Source organism: Enterobacter cloacae complex sp.6700776 (assembly GCF_048284255.1).
Lineage (GTDB): Bacteria > Pseudomonadota > Gammaproteobacteria > Enterobacterales > Enterobacteriaceae > Enterobacter > Enterobacter intestinihominis.
In genome coordinates this window covers 512,686-534,800 of record NZ_JBLVYK010000001.1, presented here as the reverse complement: position 1 = coordinate 534,800, position 22,115 = coordinate 512,686, and the positions used below count along the sequence as shown (strand labels likewise).

At 56.1% G+C, this 22,115-nt stretch carries 20 protein-coding genes and 1 pseudogene; 6 read left to right on the top strand and 15 right to left on the bottom strand.

Translation table 11 applies throughout. The features are described from left to right. Nucleotide 1: 1 nt before the first annotated feature. Nucleotides 2-427, top strand: coding sequence for a DUF3828 domain-containing protein (locus ACNQ0T_RS02710; protein WP_063200164.1), 426 nt, complete (start codon nt 2-4; stop codon nt 425-427). Nucleotides 428-494: 67 nt separating this feature from the next. Here the strand turns inward: ACNQ0T_RS02710 and fusA are convergent, their stop codons facing one another. Continuing rightward, the gene (gene fusA / locus ACNQ0T_RS02705; protein WP_023300184.1) at nt 495-2,597 is read right to left on the bottom strand and encodes an elongation factor G; all 2,103 of its coding nucleotides are present in this window, start codon (nt 2,595-2,597) and stop codon (nt 495-497) included. 161 nt (nt 2,598-2,758) lie between these two features. Between fusA and ACNQ0T_RS02700 the strand changes: the two genes are divergently transcribed. Beyond that, a complete protein-coding gene (locus ACNQ0T_RS02700) occupies nt 2,759-3,061 on the top strand; it encodes an ArsR/SmtB family transcription factor (RefSeq protein WP_022648218.1) in 303 nt (100 codons plus the stop codon). Here the strand turns inward: ACNQ0T_RS02700 and ACNQ0T_RS02695 are convergent. Further along, nucleotides 3,056-3,991, bottom strand: a complete 936-nt coding sequence (locus tag ACNQ0T_RS02695) for a LysR family transcriptional regulator (RefSeq protein WP_063200158.1) — start codon at nt 3,989-3,991, stop codon at nt 3,056-3,058. The genes ACNQ0T_RS02700 and ACNQ0T_RS02695 overlap by 6 nt on opposite strands. An 85-nt stretch (nt 3,992-4,076) precedes the next feature. Here ACNQ0T_RS02695 and ACNQ0T_RS02690 point away from each other — a divergent pair, with 85 nt between their 5' ends. Next, nucleotides 4,077-4,553: a GNAT family N-acetyltransferase gene (locus ACNQ0T_RS02690; protein WP_022648220.1), complete on the top strand. Its 477-nt coding sequence runs from the start codon at nt 4,077-4,079 to the stop codon at nt 4,551-4,553. A gap of 140 nt (nt 4,554-4,693) precedes the next feature. Here the strand turns inward: ACNQ0T_RS02690 and ACNQ0T_RS02685 are convergent, their stop codons facing one another. The 12 genes and pseudogenes from ACNQ0T_RS02685 to ACNQ0T_RS02630 all read right to left on the bottom strand — a co-directional run bounded on the left by ACNQ0T_RS02685 (nt 4,694) and on the right by ACNQ0T_RS02630 (nt 15,674). Continuing rightward, entirely contained in the window at nt 4,694-5,329 is a 636-nt protein-coding gene (locus ACNQ0T_RS02685; RefSeq protein ID WP_022648221.1) for a helix-turn-helix domain-containing protein, read from the bottom strand. A gap of 90 nt (nt 5,330-5,419) precedes the next feature. Continuing rightward, nucleotides 5,420-6,421 (bottom strand): Kdo(2)-lipid IV(A) acyltransferase, encoded by a 1,002-nt coding sequence (locus tag ACNQ0T_RS02680; protein WP_161177212.1) that lies wholly within the window; start codon nt 6,419-6,421, stop codon nt 5,420-5,422. 185 nt (nt 6,422-6,606) lie between these two features. After that, nucleotides 6,607-6,837: a tautomerase PptA gene (gene pptA / locus ACNQ0T_RS02675; protein WP_022648223.1), complete on the bottom strand. Its 231-nt coding sequence runs from the start codon at nt 6,835-6,837 to the stop codon at nt 6,607-6,609. 37 nt (nt 6,838-6,874) lie between these two features. Beyond that, a complete protein-coding gene (locus ACNQ0T_RS02670; RefSeq protein WP_022648224.1) occupies nt 6,875-7,492 on the bottom strand; it encodes a glutathione S-transferase family protein in 618 nt (205 codons plus the stop codon). 166 nt (nt 7,493-7,658) lie between these two features. Beyond that, nucleotides 7,659-8,546: a transporter substrate-binding domain-containing protein gene (locus ACNQ0T_RS02665; RefSeq protein WP_022648225.1), complete on the bottom strand. Its 888-nt coding sequence runs from the start codon at nt 8,544-8,546 to the stop codon at nt 7,659-7,661. A 9-nt stretch (nt 8,547-8,555) separates the two neighbouring features. Then, nucleotides 8,556-9,329: an amino acid ABC transporter ATP-binding protein gene (locus tag ACNQ0T_RS02660; RefSeq protein ID WP_022648226.1), complete on the bottom strand. Its 774-nt coding sequence runs from the start codon at nt 9,327-9,329 to the stop codon at nt 8,556-8,558. Next, nucleotides 9,313-10,239, bottom strand: coding sequence for an amino acid ABC transporter permease (locus ACNQ0T_RS02655; protein WP_022648227.1), 927 nt, complete (start codon nt 10,237-10,239; stop codon nt 9,313-9,315). Before ACNQ0T_RS02655 ends, ACNQ0T_RS02660 begins: the two co-directional genes overlap by 17 nt. Nucleotides 10,240-10,248: 9 nt before the next feature. Next, nucleotides 10,249-10,758 (bottom strand): GNAT family N-acetyltransferase, encoded by a 510-nt coding sequence (locus ACNQ0T_RS02650; RefSeq protein ID WP_048965889.1) that lies wholly within the window; start codon nt 10,756-10,758, stop codon nt 10,249-10,251. A 9-nt stretch (nt 10,759-10,767) separates the two neighbouring features. Continuing rightward, nucleotides 10,768-13,031, bottom strand: a pseudogene (locus tag ACNQ0T_RS02645) (NtaA/DmoA family FMN-dependent monooxygenase). A 16-nt stretch (nt 13,032-13,047) separates the two neighbouring features. After that, nucleotides 13,048-14,169 carry an amidohydrolase gene (locus tag ACNQ0T_RS02640; RefSeq protein ID WP_017382285.1) on the bottom strand — a complete coding sequence of 374 codons (1,122 nt, stop codon included), beginning with the start codon at nt 14,167-14,169 and terminating at the stop codon, nt 13,048-13,050. Beyond that, nucleotides 14,166-15,167 carry an MsnO8 family LLM class oxidoreductase gene (locus ACNQ0T_RS02635; protein WP_063163010.1) on the bottom strand — a complete coding sequence of 334 codons (1,002 nt, stop codon included), beginning with the start codon at nt 15,165-15,167 and terminating at the stop codon, nt 14,166-14,168. The genes ACNQ0T_RS02640 and ACNQ0T_RS02635 overlap by 4 nt, the downstream gene beginning before the upstream one ends. Nucleotides 15,168-15,275: 108 nt before the next feature. Beyond that, a complete protein-coding gene (locus tag ACNQ0T_RS02630; protein ID WP_032624190.1) occupies nt 15,276-15,674 on the bottom strand; it encodes a cupin domain-containing protein in 399 nt (132 codons plus the stop codon). A 112-nt stretch (nt 15,675-15,786) separates the two neighbouring features. Here ACNQ0T_RS02630 and ACNQ0T_RS02625 point away from each other — a divergent pair, with 112 nt between their 5' ends. Beyond that, entirely contained in the window at nt 15,787-16,677 is an 891-nt protein-coding gene (locus tag ACNQ0T_RS02625) for a LysR family transcriptional regulator (protein ID WP_417929512.1), read from the top strand. Between the two features lie 343 nt (nt 16,678-17,020). After that, on the top strand, nt 17,021-18,517 hold the full coding sequence (gene ansP / locus ACNQ0T_RS02620; protein ID WP_022648235.1) for an L-asparagine permease: 1,497 nt from the start codon (nt 17,021-17,023) through the stop codon (nt 18,515-18,517). Nucleotides 18,518-18,609: 92 nt separating this feature from the next. On the opposite strand, the gene ACNQ0T_RS02615 is transcribed toward ansP, so the two are convergent. Further along, a complete protein-coding gene (locus ACNQ0T_RS02615; RefSeq protein WP_417929510.1) occupies nt 18,610-19,671 on the bottom strand; it encodes a YncE family protein in 1,062 nt (353 codons plus the stop codon). 247 nt (nt 19,672-19,918) lie between these two features. Here ACNQ0T_RS02615 and pqqU point away from each other — a divergent pair, with 247 nt between their 5' ends. Further along, nucleotides 19,919-22,036, top strand: coding sequence for a TonB-dependent receptor PqqU (gene pqqU, locus ACNQ0T_RS02610; protein ID WP_045308170.1), 2,118 nt, complete (start codon nt 19,919-19,921; stop codon nt 22,034-22,036). Nucleotides 22,037-22,115 lie beyond the last annotated feature (79 nt).

Genomic DNA, 22,115 nt, shown 5'->3' with positions numbered 1-22,115 from the left:
AATGAAACCACTCTACTTTTTAATTTTCGCCCTTTCTCCGCTCGCGGCCGCAGAAAACATTTATGCACCGGGTCAGGCGGCGCTTAAATTCAATCAATGGTATATAGCGCAGTTAGATCAGAACAAACCGCCCGTACTCAATCCAGACATTATGAACGAGTACGTAGCCTCAAGGACCATTGCAGCAATTAAAGAAATGTACTCTGGCGACAGTAACGACAAAGATATGCCCGATGCGGATATGTTTATCAAAGCGCAGGACTGGGATGATGACTGGAATCAGATAACCGTCTTACATTCTGATTGTGACGCCGTTTGCACAAACGTCTATGTCGCATTTGGTAAGAAGCAAGATCATGTTATTGCAGATTGTCTCGTTGAAGAGCAAGGAAAATGGAAAGTGCGCTCGGCGACGCTAATTAAGTAACAGGCATAAACTCCCTGTCGTAATAATAAAGGCACATGGTAGCCAAATGACTACCATGTGCAATTAATTAACTCTTCACGCGCTTCGCAATAATCTCATCCGCCACATTCCGCGGAGCTTCCGCAAAATGATGGAACTCCATCGTATACGTCGCGCGCCCCTGGGACATCGAGCGCAGCGTGGTGGCGTAGCCAAACATTTCAGCCAGCGGGACGTCAGCGCGAATAATCTGGCTGCCGTACTGCTCTGCCATCCCCTGCACCATGCCGCGACGGGAGGAGAGATCGCCCATAATGTTCCCGGCATACTCTTCCGGCGTTTCCACCTCAACGTGCATCACCGGCTCAAGAATAACCGGATCCGCCCGCCGCGCGCCCTCTTTGAAGCCGAGGATCGCCGCCATGCGGAAGGCCATCTCCGAGGAGTCAACGTCATGGTAGGAACCAAACGTCAGGGTCGCTTTCACATCGACAACCGGATAGCCCGCCAGCACACCCGTATTCATGGCTTCTCGCAAGCCTTTTTCCACCGACGGGATGTACTCCCGCGGCACTACCCCGCCTTTGGTGGCATCTTCAAACACAAAACCACTTCCGGCTGCTAACGGCTCCAGACTCAGGACCACATGACCGTACTGCCCTTTCCCGCCGGACTGTCGGACAAATTTACCTTCAATATCCTTCACCGCTTTACGCAGGGTTTCACGGTAGGTGACCTGCGGACGACCAATGTTTGCCTCAACGCCAAACTCACGCTTCATGCGGTCAACGATGATTTCGAGATGCAGTTCGCCCATCCCGGAGATAATGGTCTGACCGGACTCTTCGTCCGTGTGCAGACGGAAAGACGGATCCTCCGCCGCCAGGCGCTGTAGGGCAATCCCCATTTTCTCCTGATCGGCCTTGGTTTTCGGCTCAATCGCCAGCGAAATAACCGGGTCCGGGAACTCCATCCGTTCAAGGGTGATCACCGCATTCGGGTCGGTCAGCGTGTCACCGGTGGTGACGTCTTTCAGCCCGACACAGGCTGCGATATCCCCTGTGCGCAACTCGTCCACCTCATGGCGGTCGTTGGCATGCATCAGCACGATGCGCCCGATTCGCTCTTTTTTGCCCTTCACCGGGTTATACACCGCGTCGCCTTTGCGCAGTATGCCGGAATAGACGCGAATAAAGGTCAACTGTCCGACGTACGGATCGCTCATCAGCTTGAAGGCCAGCGCAGAGAATGGTTCATCATCGCTTGGGTGGCGCTCGGCGTGCTGTCCATCTTCGTCTACCCCATCAATAGCGGGCACGTCCAGTGGAGACGGCATCAATTCAATCACCGCGTCGAGCATGCGCTGCACACCCTTGTTCTTGAAAGCGCTGCCGCACAGCATGGGCTGTATTTCACCGGAGATCGTCCGGATCCGTAGCCCTTTGATGATTTCAGCTTCATCCAGTTCGCCCGTCTCAAGGTACTTATCCATAAGCTCATCGCTGGCTTCTGCCGCAGACGAGACCATTTTTTCTCGCCACGTCTGCGCGGTGCTCAGCAGATCGTCGGGCACCGGCGCGTAGGTGAACGCCATGCCCTGGGTCGCATCATCCCAAAGAATGGTGCGCATCTTGATGAGATCAACCACGCCGGTGAAGTGTTCCTCTGCGCCCACGGGGATCACAATCGGGACCGGATTAGCTTTCAGCCGCTCCTGCATCATCCGCACCACGCGGAAGAAATCCGCACCCGGGCGGTCCATTTTGTTGACGAATGCCAGACGCGGGACGTGATATTTATTCGCCTGACGCCAGACGGTTTCCGACTGCGGCTGCACGCCGCCGACGGAGTCATAAACCATCACCGCGCCGTCGAGCACACGCATGGAACGTTCCACCTCAATGGTGAAATCCACATGCCCGGGGGTGTCGATAATATTGATGCGGTGCGGTTCAAAGCCTCTGTCCATGCCGGGCCAAAAACAGCTCACCGCCGCCGACGTAATGGTGATCCCGCGCTCCTGCTCCTGCGCCATCCAGTCGGTGGTTGCCGCGCCATCGTGTACTTCACCCAGCTTGTGGCTCATCCCGGTGTAAAACAGGATGCGCTCAGTGGTGGTTGTTTTGCCCGCATCGATATGCGCGGAGATACCGATGTTGCGATAACGTTCGAGTGGAATGGGTCGGGGCATGATATTTCCTTACGTCTTCATGACGGGTTTGTGACGACCAGGATAGTCGCGTGTTTGTTCGTTTGTTATAATAGTCCTATTGTACGAGTATTATCGAACTATTTTTTAACGGTTGACCTATTGTTGATATAGCTCAATCTCACGCGAGACGCAGGAAAACGATGATCCCAAACCACCCGGAACCAGAACAAATACTGCTGGAAAATGTGCTGTTCGCCCTCGGCAATCCGCTGCGGCTGGCGATTATTCGACGGCTGGCCGACGGCAGTGAGCTGAGCTGCAACGCGCTGCGCCCGGACGAGGTGGTGAAATCAACCATGACTCACCACTGGCGTGTACTGCGCGACAGCGGCGTGATCTGGCAGCGCCCGCAGGGGCGCGAGAATATGATTTCACTGAGAAGAGAAGATCTGGACGCCCGCTTTCCGGGGCTGATGGCGATCCTGTTACAGTCGAAATCATAAGCGCACTGACTGTTGCCTTTCGGCCAGCGCGCGCAGCGTAGCTTTGAGCCAGTTCGTAACGCCTCGTTTCCCGCTGCGCTTGTGCGAATAAATTTTTACTTCAAACGGACTGATATGGAACGGTAAATCAAAAATTTTAATACGGGTAGCTGGCAGCAGCTTTTCAGCGGCGAATCGAGGTAACGCCATCAGCAGATCGCTTTCTGCAATAACAAACGGGGCGCTGAGCATAGACGGGGTTTTGATCGCAATGTGTCGGGTATAACCCATGCGTTCCAGCTGCAAATCCAGCACCCCCTGCTTCTCATTCCACGGCGTAACCACAAGATGCCGGGCGGCGAGATAATCCTCCAGCGTGAGCGCGCTCCGGCTCGCATTGCTAATCACCACATATTCATCTTCGAACCAGCTGATCTCTTCCAGCTCCGGGTACCGGCGATCCTCAATGGTGCTGAATCCCAGGGCCAGATCCACCTCTCCTGCCAGTAATTCCGTCAACGCCGGGCTGTGCGGCAAATATCGTAATTCCAGACGCAAGCCAGGCGCCGCATGTTGAAGCGTATTCATGAGCGCAGGGAATATGCAGAACGCGGTAAAGTCCGTTATCGCGATCTGCAAACACGCTGTACTGATAGCAGGATCAAATTCCGGCTGCGGCGACAGCTCCTGGTCGAGATATTTCAGGGCCGATGCAATAACTGGCGCAAGCTGGGTGGCATAGACGCTGGGACACATTCGATGTCCTTCCCGGTAGAACAGCGGGTCGTTGAGCGAAACACGCAGCCGTGACAGGGCATGGCTGAGCGCCGAGGTGCTCATCGCCAGCTCATCTGCCGCAAGTCGAATGGAACTGTGGCGATAAATCGCGTCAAAAACCGGCAGAAGGTTTAAATCAAGGCGCCTTAAGGCTGGATGCATAATATTCATCATTTATTGATTTCATTGCACTTAATTCTTCTGACATTAGCCTTTATGCTTATCCCCATCAACTACAAACAAAGATAAAGGGAAAGGAATGAGCATTACGATTCGTCAGGCGCGACCTGAAGATGCAGCGGCAATATACGATATGATTTACGAACTCGCAGTCTATGAAAAAGCGCCAGAAGAAGTGGTCACCACGCCGGACGAAATCCGTAAAACGCTGTTTGGTGCAGACAGTAAAACCGAAGCGCTGGTTGCCGAATATGCAGGCCATGCTGTGGGGTATGCCGTTTTTTTCACCAGCTATTCCACCTGGCTTGGTCGCAACGGCATCTATATGGAAGATTTGTATGTCTCCCCGGAATACCGCAGCAAGGGTGCGGGAAAAGCACTGCTTAAAAATATCGCGCAATGCGCAGTGGAACGTCACTGCGGCCGGCTGGAATGGAGCGTGCTTGACTGGAACCAGTCTGCAATTGATTTTTATCTGAGCATCGGCGCGGTACCGCAGTCCGAATGGGTACGCTATCGTCTTGATGGCGAGGCATTGCGGGCATTTGCTGAGTAGCAATGCCATCGCGTGAAACGCCCCTCTTTCTAAGGGGCATAATGTCAATGAAAGCTTTGCTGAAGCACGGTATATCTGAGAAAGAGCTTACCGTCTTTTTTTGTTTTCTCTGAGACGTTCGACGATTCAGCGACCGAGGCTCATTCCGGCTGCGTCAGGCTGTAGACAGGGATCCGCCGGGTTGTCATCGTTAGCGTATCAAACACCTCAGTCTCTGACGTCACAATCCTCGTGCCCGTTTTTCTTAGCCTCTGCACATCGGCCGCGATGCGCTGAATGCCAAACCAGAAAAGCCCGTCGAGCGCCGTTACAGATAGTCCATTTTCGAGTGCCAGTTTGAGTCGTTCCCTGGGCGCTTTCACCTGCTGTGCAATTTGCCGGTAAGGTACTTCACTTCCGCCAGTGCTGTCGCTTCGCTGGATTCGCGTTTTCAGGTGATAGGTAAATTCGTCAGGAACGCCTTCCAGGTCCTGTTTAAGGCTGTAAACGCAGCCAAACCGCTTGCCATTGAACAGGACATTTTTTTGACTGAGCTGGAACTCATTTCTGATCCCATCAATCAACTGCGGGGCGCGGGTGAGGAGTAACCGGAAGGGAAGCTCAAAGCTGGTCACATAATCCACATTCAGCAGCGCGAGACGCAAACGCTCTTCCGCACCGGATTTTTGCTCGCGACACTCGCGCATCACTTCTGCCCACTGGCGGGTCAGACGTTCTGGCTCGGCGACTTCGGTGAGGAGATATTTTTCAAGGTGATAGTCGACTCTTCCGGTCATATTTTGCATCCCGACAAGGTGGATGCGGTAATTCTATCCAGCGGCGCAGATTTTATAAAGGGCGGAGCGCAACGGCATCCGCCCCCTGTGCTACTGCTGGATACTCGACCGATCCGACATATCGCTGGCAGAGAAAGTTCTGACTGAGGACTGGACCTGTTTTTTTCGCGCATACCGGTCCGGTTGCCCTTCAGGACGCGTTTTGAAGCGACGATGCAGCCACATATATTGCTCGGGTGCCATCATCACCGCACGCTCAATTGCCCTGTTCATCTGCGTAGCCACGGCCACTTTATCGCCTCCCTGCAAGGTATCGCTAATATCGTCCAGGATAATCAGCTCATACCCTGTGCCGTCTGCTTTTCTGCGTGGTACAAACGGGATCACGGCCGGTCTGGCACTTTTCACCAGCATATAGCTCCCGGCAGTTGTCGCGGCGTCCGGGACGGCAAAAAACGGCACAAACACGCTATTCGTTTTTCCATAGTCGTGATCCGGGGCATACCAAAGGATCTCATTTTGCTTAAGCGCGCGGATCATGCCCTTCAAATCGTAACGGTCGAGCATGGTTTTATTGGAACGCAGACGACCGCGCGTCTGTAGCCAGTCGAGCAACGCATTGTTGTTGGGACGATAGACGCCAATACCCGCGTTGAGCATGCCAAAGATGCGTGCGCCTAATTCCAGCGTGAGAAAATGCATGCCAATGAGCACCACGCCCCTTCCTTGCGCCCTTGCCTGTTCCATATGTTCGTAGCCGGTCACGCTGAAGTGTTTGCGCACGCGCCAGTCAGGCCAGAACCACGCGATGCCCGTTTCGATGACGCCCATTCCAACCGATTCAAAATTACGCTCAAGCAAACGCTCGCGCTCACCCTCTTTCATCTCCGGAAAGCAAAGCTCAAGATTTCGTCTGGCGATTTCCACGCGGCGTGGAAGCAGACGCATGGCCAGACGCCCGAGTCCGTGCCCTGCTTTTAACAGAAGCGGATACGGAAGCTGAACCGTGCCCCAGAGCGCAGCAATGCCTGCCCAACTGAGCCAGTAACGAGGATGCATAAAGGCGAGTGAAAACCGAGGTAATTTTGTCATGAAAAAATTATCCTTTTACTATCTGTACTTAATCTGGTGCAGTTGTAGTGCTTACCTGCTGATTTAACGAATATTGTTTGGAGGAGTGAATTGTAGCGGAAACGTTGTGCTGTTTATTATCGATTTTTGCGAAAGGAATGAAAGGCGGGGATCGCCGGGTGATACTGCACCACCCGGCAGGCGAGTTACATCGAATAGCCGGGCTTCTTAATCAGTTCATCCAGTTTAGGTCCAATCTCGGTATCCCAGACCTGCGCCTTCCAGTCAGCTTCCTGTACTTCGTGAAGCGCCACGGAGATTGAGCGATCTTTGCTGTTCAGATGACGGACTATTGTTTCGGCGATATCCGCCGCCAGGGCCGTTTTTTGTTCGTCAGTCAGATCGCGTGGAAAACATTTGATATCAACGTGAGGCATGGGCAGGGCTCCTTTTATAGGTTAGCGTTCCACGTTATCAGATTATGTCGTTAGCTTTTAGCACCTTGTGCAGTTCTGGCAACGCGCAGACGGCATCCGCGATGGCGGTGATATTAGGTGCGTTGGTGGTAAACCACTCATGACCTGGCCCCCAGGTACGCACGACGGCAATATAGACGTCAAGCAGCGTAAGCTGTTGGCCAAAGGCATAAGGCGAGGCGCTGAGCTGGCTGTCAAACCACAGATAGAGGGATTTCCGGTACTCAATACAGTTTTTCTTCAGCTGTTCCGGGGCATCAGGCACCCAGCGTTCCGGGTAATCTGCATACGTAAAGGTGGGATAGACGTTCGCCACAAACCAGATGAGCAGGCGCTGAAACTGCTGGCGCTCGGCCTGCCCAACGGGCGGCGCGAGGTCGGGTCGTCTGTCGAGCACCATCAGGGCGATCGCCGCGGTTTCCGTCACGATCGCCCCATTTTCCAGCTCCAGCGTCGGCACCTGGCACAGCGGGTTCAGTTTCAACAGCAATTCGCGCTGCGGGCCGGGCTGGTCAAACCCATCCACGTTGACGAACTGATACGGGATGTCTGCCAGAGTCAGCATCACCTCACTGATTGCCGATCCCCAGCCGGGTACGCCATAGAGTTTGATCATGTTGCCTCCTCAGGGATGAAAACCCTAAGTGTATACCCGTCATACTTCAAGTTGCAGGTGCGTTGGCTGCATTCACTCACCCCAGTCACGTACTTATGTACGCTCCCGGGGATTCGTTCCCTTGCCGCCTTCCTGCAACTCGAATTATTTAGGGTATAGAGCACCATTAGTAGGTTATCCCGGGTGGATTAACGTCTGAAGACGTCACCGCTTCGCCCGCTTCCCCCCAGCGCGCCAGCACCTTTTGATAATCCCCGCGCTTAATCGCACCGTCCAGCGCAGCCTGCAACGCATACACCAGCCCATTGCCTTTTTTGGTTGTGGTGGCGACATAGGCTTTCTTCGGGCCTAATCCCACGACGCGGGTTTTGCCGGTTAACGCGGCTTTGTAGGCCGAAACGGACTGCGGTCCAAAGAAGACATCCGCCCTGCCGGACTGAATATAGAGATTGCCTGAGGCGTCGTCGGTCAGATAAACCGGCAACGCAGGCTCGCGTCCGGCCTTTTTATTCTCTTCGTTCCAGCCCAGCAGAATACGTTCCTGATTGGTGCCTGACCCGACAATCACCTTTTTACCGGCCAGATCTTTCGCACTGGTGATCGACTGTACGTTGCTGGTGGATTTCACCGAGAAGGCCAGGGAATCGACGCGATAGGTTGCAAAATCGAACTTCTCCTTACGTTGCTCGGTGACGGCGATATTCACCAACGCCACGTCATAGCGCCCGGAAGTGATCCCCAGCGGCCAGTCTTCCCACGCCGTTGGCACCAGCTTCAGCTTCAGCCCCAGACTGCCCGCCAGTAACCGGGCGATATCCGGGTCGCTGCCAATACGGGTGCGGTTATCACTGGCCAGCAGCGCCAGCGGCGGAGAATTCAGGGCTGAAATCGCCACCGTGAGGGTACCCGGCTCAACAAATTTATAGTTCGCAGGGATTTTCGCCACTGCCTGTTGATCAACCGTCACTGGCAGCGGCTGTTCGTTGGCCTTTAAATCAATGCTGGCGTGGCTCGCTGTCGTGAAGACCAGCCCCGCCAGGAGTCCATATTTCATCTGCGCTCCTTACAGCACTTTTGAGAGGAACTGGCGCGTTCGCGGATGCGACGGTCGGTTTAACACGTCGTCGCTGCTGCCCTGCTCCACAATTTTACCGTCGACCATAAATACCACCTGGTCCGCCACTTCCCGTGCAAAGCCGATCTCATGGGTGACCACCACCAGCGTAGTGCCGGAGCGGGCGAGCTTTTTAATCACGTCCAGCACTTCGCCAACCAGTTCCGGATCCAGCGCCGAGGTTGGTTCATCAAACAGCATCACGCGCGGGCGCAGCGCCAGCGCGCGGGCAATGGCAATGCGCTGCTGTTGGCCGCCGGAGAGGTGACGCGACCAGGCATCGGCTTTATCGCGCAGACCTACCACATCCAGAAGGCTGTAGGCGTTTTCAATAGCCTCTTTTTTACTGAACTTTTTATGCGCGATGGGTGCTTCAACCAGGTTTTCCAGCACCGTAAGATGCGGAAAAAGATTGAAGTTCTGAAACACGTACCCAACGTTGACGCGCTGTTTGAGGATCTCTTTCTCTTTGAGCTCGTAGAGTTTGTCACCCTGACGGCGATAGCCGATGTAATCCCCGTCAATCTGGATAAAGCCTTCGTCTACGCGCTCCAGATGGTTAATAGTGCGCAGCAGCGTCGATTTTCCCGATCCAGAGGGTCCGAGGATCACCGTCACGGAGCCCGGTGGGATCTCAAGCGTGACGTTATCGAGCGCTTTATGTCGGCCAAAAAACTTACTGACGCCGGTTATGGAAATGTGTCCTTCAGGAGAGGCTTGCATGAACGGGCTCCTGTGCTGACGAAGTGGTGACGGAACGCGCGCGGCTGGTCGCCCGGCTCTGGTTTACGGCGGAGCGGCGCTCGCTGCGGGCGAGTCCACGCTCAATAACATGCTGGATGGCAGACAGTACGGTGGTGATCACCAGATACCAGACGGCCCCCACCATCAACAGCGGGATCACCTCCTGGGTGCGGTTGTAGATCATCTGGATCGTGTAGAACAGTTCCGGCATCGCCAGCACGTAAACCATCGCCGTCCCTTTGGCGAGGCTGATGATTTCGTTAAACCCGGACGGCAGGATGGTGCGCAGCGCCTGGGGGAGAATTATGCGCACGGTGCGACGCCACGCCGGCAGACCCAGCGCAGCGGCCGCCTCATACTGACCGTGGTCGACCCCAAGGAAGCCCCCGCGAATGATCTCCGCAGTATAGGCGCTCTGCACCAGCGTCAGCCCCACGATGGCGGTAGAAAACTGCCCGAGAACGTTGATGGTTTCAAAGCTGCCCCAGGTAATGCCGGTAAAAGGCACGCCGAGAGAGAGCGTGTCGTAGAGATAGGAGAAGTTATAGAGGATAATCAGTACCACGATCAGCGGCAGCGATCGGAACAGCCAGATGTAACCCCACGCCAGGCTGCTCAACAGCCATGATGACGAGAGCCGCGCCAGCGCCAGCATGCCGCCAATCACCACGCTCAGTACGGTGCTTATCAACGTCAGCAGCAGCGTCTGTCCGACGCCTTCAAGGATCACCGGGTCAAAGAACCAGCGGGCAAATACCGCCCACTCCCAGCGCGGATTAAAGGCCACGGACTGGATCACGACAGCCAGCACAAACAGCGCCACCACGGCGCCAGCAGCGCGCAGCGGATAACGTGCCGGGACCACTTTTATGGTTTCAACGTTGCTCATCGTCGCTCCTTATGCGGTTTTGCTGAGCGCTTCGCGGATCAGCGTCTTGGTGAAACGCAGCCGACCGTCGAACGGCGGCTGGCTATACTCTTCCGGGTCGCGGTTGAGATCGAACTGCGGCTGATACCCCTGACTGAGATAGAGCCGCACCGCCTCCGGCTGACGAAACCCCGTAGTCAGGTAGATGTGGCTGTAACCCGCCAGCACCGCCCGGCGCTCCAGCTCCTGTACCACGCGCGCGGCCAGTCCCTGCTGGCGCAGCGTTTTATTCGTCCAGATACGTTTGATCTCTGCGGTATGTTCGTCGAAGGGCTTGTACGCCCCGGTGGCGATGATCTCGCCATCGCGCTCCAGGACGATAAACAGCCCCTGCGGCGCCAGGTACCACTCTGTCAGCTCGACTTCCGCATCCTTTGAAAAGTAGTCGCCGTAACGAGCGGCGTACTCACCGAAAAGCCCCGCGATAATGGGCTGAAGATCGGCATCTTCCGGCGAAACGTCACGAAATTGTTCCTGCATAGCGCCTCCTTAATCGCCCAGACCCGCCGGGTTAACTTCGGAACTGGAGATACGCTCCACGCCTTCCCCCCAGCGGTTCAGCACCTTTTCGTAATCTCCGTTCTTGATCGCGCCGTTCAGCGCGGTTTGAACCGGTTCGACCAGGCCGCTGCCTTTTTTCAGCGTCACCGCGATATGCGCCGCCTTCGGCCAGCCGCCGTCGACGCTGCCGACAAGTTTGGTTTTACCGTTGAGCGCCGCTTTCCAGGCGCCGATCACGTTCGGGCCAAAGTAGGCGTCCGCGCGTCCGGACTGAAGCGCCAGCGTTTGGGCCGCGTCGTCTTTGGTGTAGATCGGCGTAAAGGGTTTAAGCCCTTTTTTGAGGTTCTCTTCGTTCCATGCCAGCAGAATGGCTTCCTGGTTGGTGCCGGAACCCACGATGATGCGCAGCCCGGCGATATCCTCTGCCTTCACAAGCGAGTTGATGGGACTGGTGGATTTCACGTAGAAGCCAAGTGAATCCTTGCGATAGGTGGCGAAGTCGAACTTCTCTTTGCGCGCTTTGGTGACGGTGATGTTGCTGATAGCCGCATCGTATTTCCCGGAGGCCACCCCCAGCGGCCAGTCCTCCCAGGAGGTGGGAACCACGTTCAGCTCCAGCCCAAGGCTGTCCGCCACCAGACGCGCAATGTCGACCTCACTTCCCAGCAGGGTCTTGTTGTCGTCGGAAAAGACCGTCAGCGGCGGTTGATTCAGTCCCGCCACCGCCACGGTAAATTTCCCCGGCACGGCAAAGCGATAGTCTTTCGGCAGTTGCGCGATCGCATCGCTGTTTTTGGCGGTATTGATCGGCGTTTTATTGGCCTCAATGCTCACGCCGGTGCCGTTAATATTGACGTTCTCTGCCCAGACGACAGGGGTAAAGGCCAGCGCAAGCGCCAGAATAAGCGATGATTTCTGCATAGCGTTTTTCTCTTTTATTGTTGTGTGAACTGATTTTTGGGCTCGTCTAAGCCCAGACTTTCGCGCAGCGTGGTGCCGGGATAGTCGGTGCGGAACAGGCCGCGCGCCTGTAAAAGGGGGACCACCTGGTCGACAAAGCGCGGGAAGGTGTCCGGCGTACCGCCCTGAATGATGAAGCCATCCGCCGCCTTCTCCTCGAACCAGGCCTGTAAACCATCGGCCACCTGCTCCGGTGTGCCGGAAAAACGCGGGCGCGGCGATGCGGCTTCCAGCGCGATCTGACGCAGAGTTAAGTTGCGCTCACGGGCGTTACGCTTGATTTCATCGGTGGTGCTGCGGAAGCTGTTTTTGCCCAAATCGCCAATGTCCGGGAACGGCGCGTCGAGGGAATACTGGCTGAAGTCGTGATGCTCGAAATAACGTCCGAGGTAATTCAGCGCATCATTAATGGAGACCAGTGCCGCCGTGGTTTGATACTGGTTTTCTACGTCATCGGCGTCGTTTCCAACAATCACGCTGACGCCCTGGAATATATGTAAATCCCCTGCGCGGCGGCCGTGACTTTCCAGCTGCTGTTTAACATCGCGGTAAAAAGCCTGGGCTTCTTCCAGCGTGTCATGGTGGGTAAAAATCGCGTCAGCATGTTTTGCCGCCAGCTTTTTACCGTCGTCGGACGCACCAGCCTGAAAGACAATCGGACGTCCCTGCGGGGTGCGGCCAATATTCAGCGGGCCAGAAACCCGGAAGAAATCACCGTGGTGATCCAGAGTATGCAGTTTCGACGCATCAAAGAACTGTCCGCTCTCTTTATTCCGGATAAAGGCATCCCCTTCCCAGGAGTCCCACAGCCCTTTCACCACGTCGAGATACTCATCGGCAATGCGGTAGCGCAGCGCATGCTCCGGGTGTTTTTCGCGGGAGAAGTTCTTCGCTGACCCTTCCAGCGGCGACGTCACCACGTTCCAGCCTGCGCGTCCGTTGCTCAGGTGATCGAGGCTGGCGAACTGGCGTGCAGCGGTGAAAGGCTCGCTGTACGAGGTGGATAACGTGCCGACCAGCCCCAGGCGCGAGGTGATACTCGCCAGCGCGGACAACACCGTCAGCGGCTCAAAGCGGTTTAAAAAATGCGGAATGGATTTCTCGTTAATATAAAGACCGTCGGCCACAAATATAAAGTCGAGCTTGCCCTCTTCTGCTTTTAAAGCCGTTTCTTTGACGAAATCAAAATTAATGCTGGCATCCGCGACCGCCGCCGGGTGGCGCCAGGCAGACATATTTCCGGATGCACCATGCAAAATGGTCCCCAGCCGCAATTGACGATGTGCAGACATATTCACCTCAAATTAATTAAACGTGTTGCAGGGCTTTTTCCGCGAGCTGAGCAAAATAGCGGGCAGCGGGTTCGATTAATGCTTCGTCCGGGTTAAATGCCGGGTGATGTAACCCAAACGGACTGTTGCTGCCAATGCTGACAAACGCGCCGGGTATGTTTTGCAGATAGACCGCGAAATCCTCCCCGCCCATGTGCAGTTCCGCATGCCGGGTTTCATATCCCGCTTCGCGCGCAACCGAGGTGGCAAACCCGGCCCAGTGCTCATCGTTCACCAGCGCGGTGGGTCCGGCGTACCAGGTGATGTTGATCTGCGCGCTAAAGGCGCTGGCAAATCCGGCGGCGATTTCACCGACGCGCGCTTTCACGTTCTGCTGCACTTCCGTGCGGTGCGTGCGCAGCGTGCCCTCCAGCTCAACGCTTTCCGGCAGCACGTTCCAGGTATTCCCCCCGGCGATGCGCGTCACGCTCAGAACGACCGAATCCAGCGTGTTAACGTTACGGCTGGCTACGCTTTGCAGCGCGGTCACCAGCTGGCTTGCCAGCACGATGGCGTCGTTGCCTTCATGGGGACGTGCGGCATGCGCGCCTTTGCCGGTAACATGAATAACGAAGCGATCGACGTTCGCATAGAATGGGCCGCCGCGCGTAGCAAACTCGCCGACCGGCAGTGAAGGCTCGTTATGCATTCCGAAAATCGCGCGTACGTCACGTAACGCCCCGGCCCGCACCATACTTTTTGCTCCGCCGAAATTCTCTTCCGCAGGCTGGAACAGGATCCGCACGCGACCGTTGAGCGAGGCTTCCCGCTCCTTTAGCTTTAACGCAGCGCCGAGGATCACGCTGGTGTGGATGTCATGGCCACAGGCATGCATCACCCCCGCACGCCGGGAGCTAAACGGCACCCCACTGCGCTCGTCGATGGGTAACGCGTCGATATCGGCGCGCAGCGCAACCAGTGCGTTGCCCGTGCCGATCTCCGCAACCAGCCCGGTCTGGAGATCGTAAGGCAGCGGTGCAATCCCGGCCGCCGTCAGCCACTCGCGCAGACGCGCCGTTGTTTCGACCTCCTGACCGGAGAGTTCAGGGTTCTGGTGCAGCTCACGGCGCCAGGCAATCAGTTGTTCGCTAAAGCTCATACGGTTACCTCCCTGTTAAATCGCGCCTCGGCCAGCAGTCGCAGTGACTGCACGCGCGTTGCGCCATCAGCGACCGGCGTGTCGATGATAAATTCGTCAATCCCCCACTGCTGATGCAGCGCGTTGAGCTGTTCAAGCACCGACGCCGCCGTTCCGGCCAGCAGAGACTGCGCCCGACGCGCGATGCGCACCGGTTCACTCCCCGCCTGCCGCGCAAAGGCGTAGGCCTGTTCTTCGCTGGCCACGGTGACGCGCTGTCCGTTTACCAGCTCCACGCCCCACACTTCAACCTTCTGCGCCAGCGCATCGGCCTCAGCCTGGGTTGGGGCAACAATGACCTGCACGGCCACAATCACCTCCCGGACGCTGTGTTGACGCCACGCTGTGACGACCTCGCGCAGCAGCTCAGGATCACCGTTCAGATGGGCGGCAAAGACAAAATGCCAGTCGAGGGAGGCCGCCAGTAGCGCGCTTTCGGTACTGGCGCCCAGCAGAAATCCCCGGGCAGGCACCGGCGGCAGCGGCGTGGCGCGAACGTCCTCCTCCGCTGACTGATTTTCAGGGCGGATCCAGCGATCAAGCTGCGTCAGTTGTTCAGTAAAGCTGCCTTTTTCCTGCGGATTTAGGCCGTACTGCAAGGCGCGGGTAGAAAGCGGCAGACCGCCGGGCGCTTTGCCAACGCCCAGATCAACCCGGCCCGGCGCAATGGCGGCCAGTACGTTAAAATTTTCGGCGACTTTATAGGGGCTGTAATGTTGCAGCATGACGCCGCCTGAGCCCACGCGAATACGTTTTGTTTGCCCGAGGATCCAGGCAATCAGCAGCTCCGGCGAGGGGCTGGCAAGCTGCGGGGTATTGTGGTGTTCGGCAATCCAGAAGCGGTGATAACCCAGCGTTTCTGCCTGTTGCGCCAGTGCTAAGGTTCGCGCCAGCGCATCGGCGGCTGTTTCGTGTTCTGCGACGGGGCTTTTATCCAGAATGCTGATTCGCCATGACATGTTGCGTTCTCGTTTGACTTAACATGTCGTCATTATTAAAGGCGGATTTCACCTCTGAGAAACAATTAATTTACATTTGGATTGCCGGAAATCAGCTATAGCTTACCGCTACTCGTTCGGATACTGCTCGTCGGTGACCTTCTCCAGCCATGCCACCGGGCTCCCGTCGACAGCTTCTGCGATGGCGATATGGGTCATGGCCGTCTGCACGCTTGCACCGTGCCAGTGCTTCACGCCGGGTGGGATCCAGGCGATATCACCCTGATTCAGCGGTTCCGCCTCTTTCCCCCACTCCTGTAACCAGCCGCGCCCCTGCGTCACGATCAGCGTTTGTCCAAGAGGATGCGTATGCCAGGCGGTACGTGCGCCGGGTTCAAAGGTGACGGTCGCGCCGCCGACTTTTGCCGGTTCAGTCGCCTGGAAAGGTGCGTCAATGCGCACGCTGCCGGTAAACCAGGCCTCTGGCCCATGAACGGAAGGTAGCGAACCGCTACGGATAATTTTCATGATCTACTCCTCGTTTGCTATTGCGTTAACAGTAGCGTAAAGCCATGGGGAGCATTAGAGTGCATAATCAGAAAGGAACTATGAGTTCAATTCATAAATAGGATAAGCCGCCATGTTAAAAGACAACTTCAACGATCTGCTCTCCTTTATGGTTGTCGCCCGGGAGCGCAGCTTTACCCGCGCCGCGGCGCAGCTTGGGGTATCTCAGTCGGCGCTCAGTCACGCGATGCGCAATCTGGAAGCGAGGCTGGAAGTCCGTCTGTTAACCCGCACCACCCGCAGCGTGGCCCCTACCGAGGCCGGCGAGCAACTCTTCATGCGCTTAAGCCCCCATCTGCTGGAGATCGAGCAGGAACTTACCGCGCTGCGTGATACCCGCGACAGACCTACCGGGAATATTCGCCTAACCGCCGGGGAGCACGCCATGTCTGCCGTGCTGTGGCCTGTGCTTAAACCCTTTATGGCGCAGTATCCTGACATCAACGTTGAAGTCACGGTGGACGATGGGCTGACAGATATTGTCGATGGCCGCTTTGACGCGGGGGTGCGTCTGGGTGAGCAGGTGGCGAAAGATATGATTGCGATACGTATTGCCCCGGACATGCGCATGGCGGTCGTCGGGTCGGCAGACTATTTGCATCGTTTCGGGGTACCGGAAACGCCGGAGCAGCTTGATCAGCACCGCTGCATTAATATGCGCCTGCCCACACGCGGCGGATTATATGCCTGGGAATTTGAACGGGACGGACGTGAGCTGCGCGTGCGGGTTGACGGCCAGTTGATCCTCAACAGCCTGCCGCAACGCATTGATGCCGCCGAAAACGGTCTGGGGCTGGCGTACGTCCCGGAAGATGCGGTTCAGGACGCCCTTGCTGAGGGCCGGTTAGTGCGTGTGCTTGAAGCCTGGTGTCCGGCTTTTGCCGGTTATCATCTCTATTATCCGAGCCGCCGCCAGCACACTTCCGCGTTTTCATTACTTATCGCAGCTCTGCGGCATCCATAAGCTCTACCTACCATAAGTTCTACCTATAGGTAACTATTAAGTAAACCTGATGATTAAATCAGCATTCGCCGACCTTTTTGCCTAAAAAAACGTCACGATTCAGCGCGTTGTGATCGCAGTCTGCTCTGACCACACGATTTCCTTCGACGAGCATCACTTTCGGCACGGTTATATTTTGCGTCGCTTATCAATTGCGGGTAGGATGCCTCGCCATGTTTTGCCTTATCCATACACAGAATGACTGGAAAGGCAGCATGTGTCTGCGCAGAAGCAATCGTTTGTTTCGGCTTCTGCCAGGCAGGACTATCACGTTAATGGTTCAGACAGGCAAACAGGTAACTCAATGAAAACAAGCAATAAAAGCGCAGCCGATCATCATGCTGCTAAACGTCGCTGGTTGAACTCTCATGAAGAGGGCTATCACAAGGCGATGGGCAACCGTCAGGTTCAGATGATCGCCATCGGCGGCGCTATCGGTACAGGTCTTTTTTTAGGTGCAGGCGCACGTCTGCAAATGGCTGGACCCGCTCTCGCCCTGGTCTATCTGGTGTGCGGTATCTTCTCTTTCTTCATTCTTCGCGCCCTCGGCGAGCTGGTGCTCCACCGCCCTTCCAGCGGCAGCTTTGTCTCTTACGCCCGTGAATTTCTCGGTGAAAAGGCCGCGTATGTCGCGGGCTGGATGTACTTCGTTAACTGGGCAATGACCGGTATCGTCGATATCACCGCCGTTGCGCTGTACATGCACTACTGGGGCGCGTTTGGCGATGTGCCGCAGTGGGTGTTCGCCCTCGGGGCGCTGGCAATCGTCGGGACCATGAACATGATTGGCGTGAAATGGTTCGCCGAGATGGAGTTCTGGTTCGCGCTGGTGAAGGTGCTGGCCATTGTGATCTTCCTGGTGGTCGGGACCGTATTCCTCGGCACCGGTAAACCGCTGGACGGCAACGCCACCGGCTTCCACCTGATTACCGATAACGGTGGTTTCTTCCCGCACGGCCTGCTGCCAGCGCTGGTTCTGGTGCAGGGTGTGGTGTTCGCCTTTGCCTCCATCGAACTGGTCGGTACGGCGGCAGGTGAATGTAAAGATCCGCAGACGATGGTGCCTAAAGCCATCAACAGCGTGATCTGGCGTATCGGTCTGTTCTATGTGGGCTCCGTGGTATTGCTGGTACTGCTGCTGCCGTGGAATGCATACCAGGCGGGGCAAAGCCCGTTTGTGACCTTCTTCTCTAAGCTGGGCGTGCCGTACGTGGGCAGCATCATGAACATCGTGGTACTGACTGCCGCGCTCTCCAGCCTGAACTCCGGGCTCTATTCGACGGGCCGTATCCTGCGCTCCATGTCGATGGGGGGCTCTGCGCCGAAGTTTATGTCGAAGATGAGCAAGCAGCAGGTGCCTTACGCGGGTATTCTGGCTACGCTGGTGGTGTATATCTTTGGCGTGTTCCTGAACTATCTCGTGCCGTCTCAGGTGTTTGAGATCGTGCTGAACGTCGCTGCGCTGGGCATCATCGCCTCCTGGGCCTTTATCGTGGTGTGTCAGATGCGTCTGCGCAAAGCAATTAAAGAAGGGAAAGCGGCTGACGTCAGCTTCAAGCTGCCGGGCGCGCCGGTGACCTCCTGGCTTACCCTGTTGTTCTTGTTGAGTGTGCTGGTGCTGATGGCCTTCGACTACCCGAACGGTACTTACACCATCGCCACAATCCCGCTGCTGGCGGTGCTGTTGATTGCTGGCTGGTTTGGCGTGCGTAAACGCGTGAATGAAATCCACAGTACCGCCCCGGTTCATCCTGGAGATGACAAACAGGATGGTCCGCTGGTGGAAGAGACGTCGCGTTAATAAAAAAGCCGGGTGGCGGCTACGCCATACCCGGCCTGCATTTCATGGTTTTCCAGGCCCGGTAAGCGCAGCGCCACCGGGCAATTCCCACCTTAAAGCGCGATACGGATCACATCGTCAGGCTGAGTGGCTTCCTGCTGACGGGTAGACTTCTGTTTCACCGTCACGTACAGCGTTTTACCGTCCGCAGACAGCGCCAGGCTGTTCGGGTAAACCGGCGTATCGAAGGTTTTGGTCACTTTGTAAGTTTTGGCGTCAATCACGCTCACCTTGCCCGCCTCGCGGTGCGTCACATAGGCTTCGTTACGCGCCGGGTTAAACAGCACGGCCAGCGATTCTGGCGCGGCGATTTTCTGCATTACGCTGCCATCTTTCAAATTCACCACCAGCACTTCAGGCTGTTTTGAATCCGTCACAAACGCACGCTGGCCGGCAGTGTCCAGGCTCAGGTTCAGGTAGAAGTGCTCTTTTCCGTCTTCCTGTACTTTCTTACGGCTGAGGATTTTGTTGGTCGCGGTATCAATGGTCACCAGCTCACCGTCCGCATTGGTGGTATACAGGCGTTTTGCCTTCGCATCCAGCGCCAGTCCGGTGCTGAACGTGCCGGTGTTCGTGATGGTGTCCTTCAGCTTCAGCGTTGCGCCATCAATAACCCAGATCACGCTCTCCTTGCCGATGCCGGTAATGTATACCGTATTGGTCGTGTCATCGGCCACCAGCTGGCGCGGCTGAAGCGGCTTCACCGTGTCGCTACGTTTGCGATCGTCCAGCACCAGGCGCCCTTTCACCTCGCTCGTTTTGGCGTCAATCGCCGTCACGGCACTGTTGACGGTGTTACCGAACCACAGCGTCTGGGTGGCGTTATCGATCGTGGCGCCAAACGGCTTGAGATCGTTATGAATCGCCTGCGTCACTTCCAGCGTGACCGGATCCAGACGATAGACCACGCCGCCCTTATCGGTTTTGCGGCTTTGTGACGTCGCAACCCACAGCGCGTTTTCCTGCTGGCTGACGGCCATTTCATACGCGCCCTTGCCGACCGCTTTGCGCAGCATCTCTTCAGCGGCATGAACCTGGAACGTACCGGCAAACAGTAAAGAGCCCAACAGCAGAGACCCACGCAGGCGCGGCGAGCACAGATGACGTAAAGACATAACAATTCCTTTTTAAATGAGGAGATTTACCGCTGACATCGCTTCCGGCGGGCAAAGTCATCGCTTTGCCGTTATTTTAATGAGAATAGTAATCATTAATGAATTGAATGTGGAGTCTTTCTTTCCTGCAAAACCTTACATTCACGAAATGTGCGGTTATAGTTTTCATAACATTTACAAAGGATTTAACATATATACACAGGTTCCAGTTGATTTGGTTCGAATTTTTTCTTAACCGGCTTACTCCATGAAAATTATTACTGCCCATAAGGCCTCACTCCCCCTGTTGTTCGTTCCCGTCATTTTTGGCCCGCTGAGTGCGATGGCCGCGGATGAACAGACCATGATCGTCAGCGCCACGCCGCAAACCGTCTCAGAACTGGACACCCCGGCCGCCGTCAGCGTGGTGAGCGGCGAGGATATGCGACATGCCACACCGCGCATCAACCTTTCTGAATCCCTTGGGAGCGTACCTGGCCTGCAAATCCAGAACCGCCAGAACTATGCTCAGGATCTGCAACTTTCTGTTCGCGGATTCGGCGCGCGCTCAACCTTCGGCGTGCGCGGGATCCGCATGTACGTGGACGGCATTCCGGCAACCATGCCCGATGGCCAGGGGCAGACATCAAACATTGACCTCAACAGCATAGAGAGCGTCGACGTGCTGCGCGGCCCCTTCTCTGCCCTGTACGGTAATGCCTCCGGCGGCGTGATCAACATCAACACCCAGACCGGACAACAGCCAGCCACCATTGAAGCCAGCAGCTATTACGGCAGCTACGGCACCTGGCGTTACGGCATGAAGGCCACCGGGGCGGTGGGTGATGGTACTCAGGCGGGCGATGTGGATTACGCCGTATCCACTACCCGTTTCACCACCCATGGCTATCGCGACCACAGCGGCGCGCGCAAAAACCTCGCCAACGCGAAACTGGGCGTGCGTATTGATGATGTCAGCAAGCTGACGCTGATTTTTAACAGCGTGGACATGAAAGCCAACGATCCGGGCGGACTGAGCTATCAGGAGTGGCAGAACAACCCGCGCCAGTCACCACGTGGCGATCAGTACAACACGCGTAAGACCATTAAGCAGACCCAGGCCGGGATCCGCTACGACCGTCAGCTGAGCGAACAGGACGACCTCAGCGTGATGATGTATGCCGGTGAGCGTGAAATGACTCAGTACCAGTCCATTCCGGCGTCCACTCAGCGCGAGAATCCTGCGCATTCGGGCGGTGTGATTGATATGCAGCGTCACTATCAGGGTATTGATACGCGCTGGACCCACCGCGGCGAACTGCTGGTTCCGGTGACATTTACCACCGGGTTGAACTACGAAAACATGAGCGAAAATCGTCGCGGGTATGAGAACTTCGTGATGGACAACGGCGTGCCAGATTATGGCGTGAAGGGTAATAAACGCCGTGACGAACGCAATCTGATGTGGAACCTGGATCCCTACCTGCAAACCCAGTGGCAGCTAACGCAAAAACTGTCCTTAGAGGCGGGCGTACGTTATAGCTCCGTCTGGTTTGACTCCAACGATCGTTACATTACCCCGCAAAACGGTGATGACAGCGGCGACGCCAGCTACCACAAATGGCTCCCGGCAGGTGCGGTGAAATACGCCGTGACCGACGCATGGAACCTGTATGCCGCGGCAGGACGGGGATTTGAGACGCCGACCATCAACGAACTTTCCTACCGTTCTGATGGCAAAGGTGGCCTCAATATGAACCTGCAACCGTCCACCAACAACACCTATGAGATTGGCAGCAAAACCCGCATCGGCAATGGCATCCTGACAGCGGCGCTGTTCCGCACGGATACCGACAACGAGATCGTGGTGGACGAAAGCAAGGATGGTCGCACGACTTATAAAAACGCGGGAAAAACGCGCCGTCAGGGTGTGGAAATTGCGCTCGACCAGCAGTTTGCCGAGAACTGGAAGCTGAAGATGGCGTGGACCTATCTTGATGCCACCTACCGCACCAACGTCTGTAGCAATGCAGACTGTAGCGGCAACCGGATGCCGGGGATCGCCCGTAACATGGGATATGCGTCGTTTGGCTGGGAGCCTGAGGAAGGCTGGTACGCGGGGGCAGATGCCCGCTACATGAGCGACGTGATGGCAAACGACACCAATACCGCCAAAGCGCCTTCTTATACCGTGGTCGGTCTGAATACCGGGTATAAACTCAACTACGGCAAATGGGGAATGGACGTCTTTGGTCGCGTCGATAACCTGTTCGATAAAGAGTACGCCGGTTCAGAGATTGTTAACGCTGGCTACAACCGCTATTACGAACCTGCCCCTGGTCGTAACTATGGCGTGGGCCTGTCGGTCTCTTATCGTTTTGAGTAAACCATTCTCCGGCAGCGCACGTTGCCGGTAAAAAAATAAGCAAAATAACATCATTCCCGGTTGCCTGATGCGCCGGGAA

What these genes read in the sequence shown, in the direction of transcription:
- ACNQ0T_RS02710 (WP_063200164.1), top strand. Translation starts at nt 2, where the DNA reads ATGAAACCACTCTACTTTTTAATTTTCGCCCTTTCTCCGCTCGCGGCC.
- fusA (WP_023300184.1), bottom strand. Translation starts at nt 2,597, where the DNA reads ATGCCCCGACCCATTCCACTCGAACGTTATCGCAACATCGGTATCTCC.
- ACNQ0T_RS02700 (WP_022648218.1), top strand. Translation starts at nt 2,759, where the DNA reads ATGATCCCAAACCACCCGGAACCAGAACAAATACTGCTGGAAAATGTG.
- ACNQ0T_RS02695 (WP_063200158.1), bottom strand. Translation starts at nt 3,991, where the DNA reads ATGATGAATATTATGCATCCAGCCTTAAGGCGCCTTGATTTAAACCTT.
- ACNQ0T_RS02690 (WP_022648220.1), top strand. Translation starts at nt 4,077, where the DNA reads ATGAGCATTACGATTCGTCAGGCGCGACCTGAAGATGCAGCGGCAATA.
- ACNQ0T_RS02685 (WP_022648221.1), bottom strand. Translation starts at nt 5,329, where the DNA reads ATGACCGGAAGAGTCGACTATCACCTTGAAAAATATCTCCTCACCGAA.
- ACNQ0T_RS02680 (WP_161177212.1), bottom strand. Translation starts at nt 6,421, where the DNA reads ATGACAAAATTACCTCGGTTTTCACTCGCCTTTATGCATCCTCGTTAC.
- pptA (WP_022648223.1), bottom strand. Translation starts at nt 6,837, where the DNA reads ATGCCTCACGTTGATATCAAATGTTTTCCACGCGATCTGACTGACGAA.
- ACNQ0T_RS02670 (WP_022648224.1), bottom strand. Translation starts at nt 7,492, where the DNA reads ATGATCAAACTCTATGGCGTACCCGGCTGGGGATCGGCAATCAGTGAG.
- ACNQ0T_RS02665 (WP_022648225.1), bottom strand. Translation starts at nt 8,546, where the DNA reads ATGAAATATGGACTCCTGGCGGGGCTGGTCTTCACGACAGCGAGCCAC.
- ACNQ0T_RS02660 (WP_022648226.1), bottom strand. Translation starts at nt 9,329, where the DNA reads ATGCAAGCCTCTCCTGAAGGACACATTTCCATAACCGGCGTCAGTAAG.
- ACNQ0T_RS02655 (WP_022648227.1), bottom strand. Translation starts at nt 10,239, where the DNA reads ATGAGCAACGTTGAAACCATAAAAGTGGTCCCGGCACGTTATCCGCTG.
- ACNQ0T_RS02650 (WP_048965889.1), bottom strand. Translation starts at nt 10,758, where the DNA reads ATGCAGGAACAATTTCGTGACGTTTCGCCGGAAGATGCCGATCTTCAG.
- ACNQ0T_RS02640 (WP_017382285.1), bottom strand. Translation starts at nt 14,169, where the DNA reads ATGAGCTTTAGCGAACAACTGATTGCCTGGCGCCGTGAGCTGCACCAG.
- ACNQ0T_RS02635 (WP_063163010.1), bottom strand. Translation starts at nt 15,167, where the DNA reads ATGTCATGGCGAATCAGCATTCTGGATAAAAGCCCCGTCGCAGAACAC.
- ACNQ0T_RS02630 (WP_032624190.1), bottom strand. Translation starts at nt 15,674, where the DNA reads ATGAAAATTATCCGTAGCGGTTCGCTACCTTCCGTTCATGGGCCAGAG.
- ACNQ0T_RS02625 (WP_417929512.1), top strand. Translation starts at nt 15,787, where the DNA reads ATGTTAAAAGACAACTTCAACGATCTGCTCTCCTTTATGGTTGTCGCC.
- ansP (WP_022648235.1), top strand. Translation starts at nt 17,021, where the DNA reads ATGAAAACAAGCAATAAAAGCGCAGCCGATCATCATGCTGCTAAACGT.
- ACNQ0T_RS02615 (WP_417929510.1), bottom strand. Translation starts at nt 19,671, where the DNA reads ATGTCTTTACGTCATCTGTGCTCGCCGCGCCTGCGTGGGTCTCTGCTG.
- pqqU (WP_045308170.1), top strand. Translation starts at nt 19,919, where the DNA reads ATGAAAATTATTACTGCCCATAAGGCCTCACTCCCCCTGTTGTTCGTT.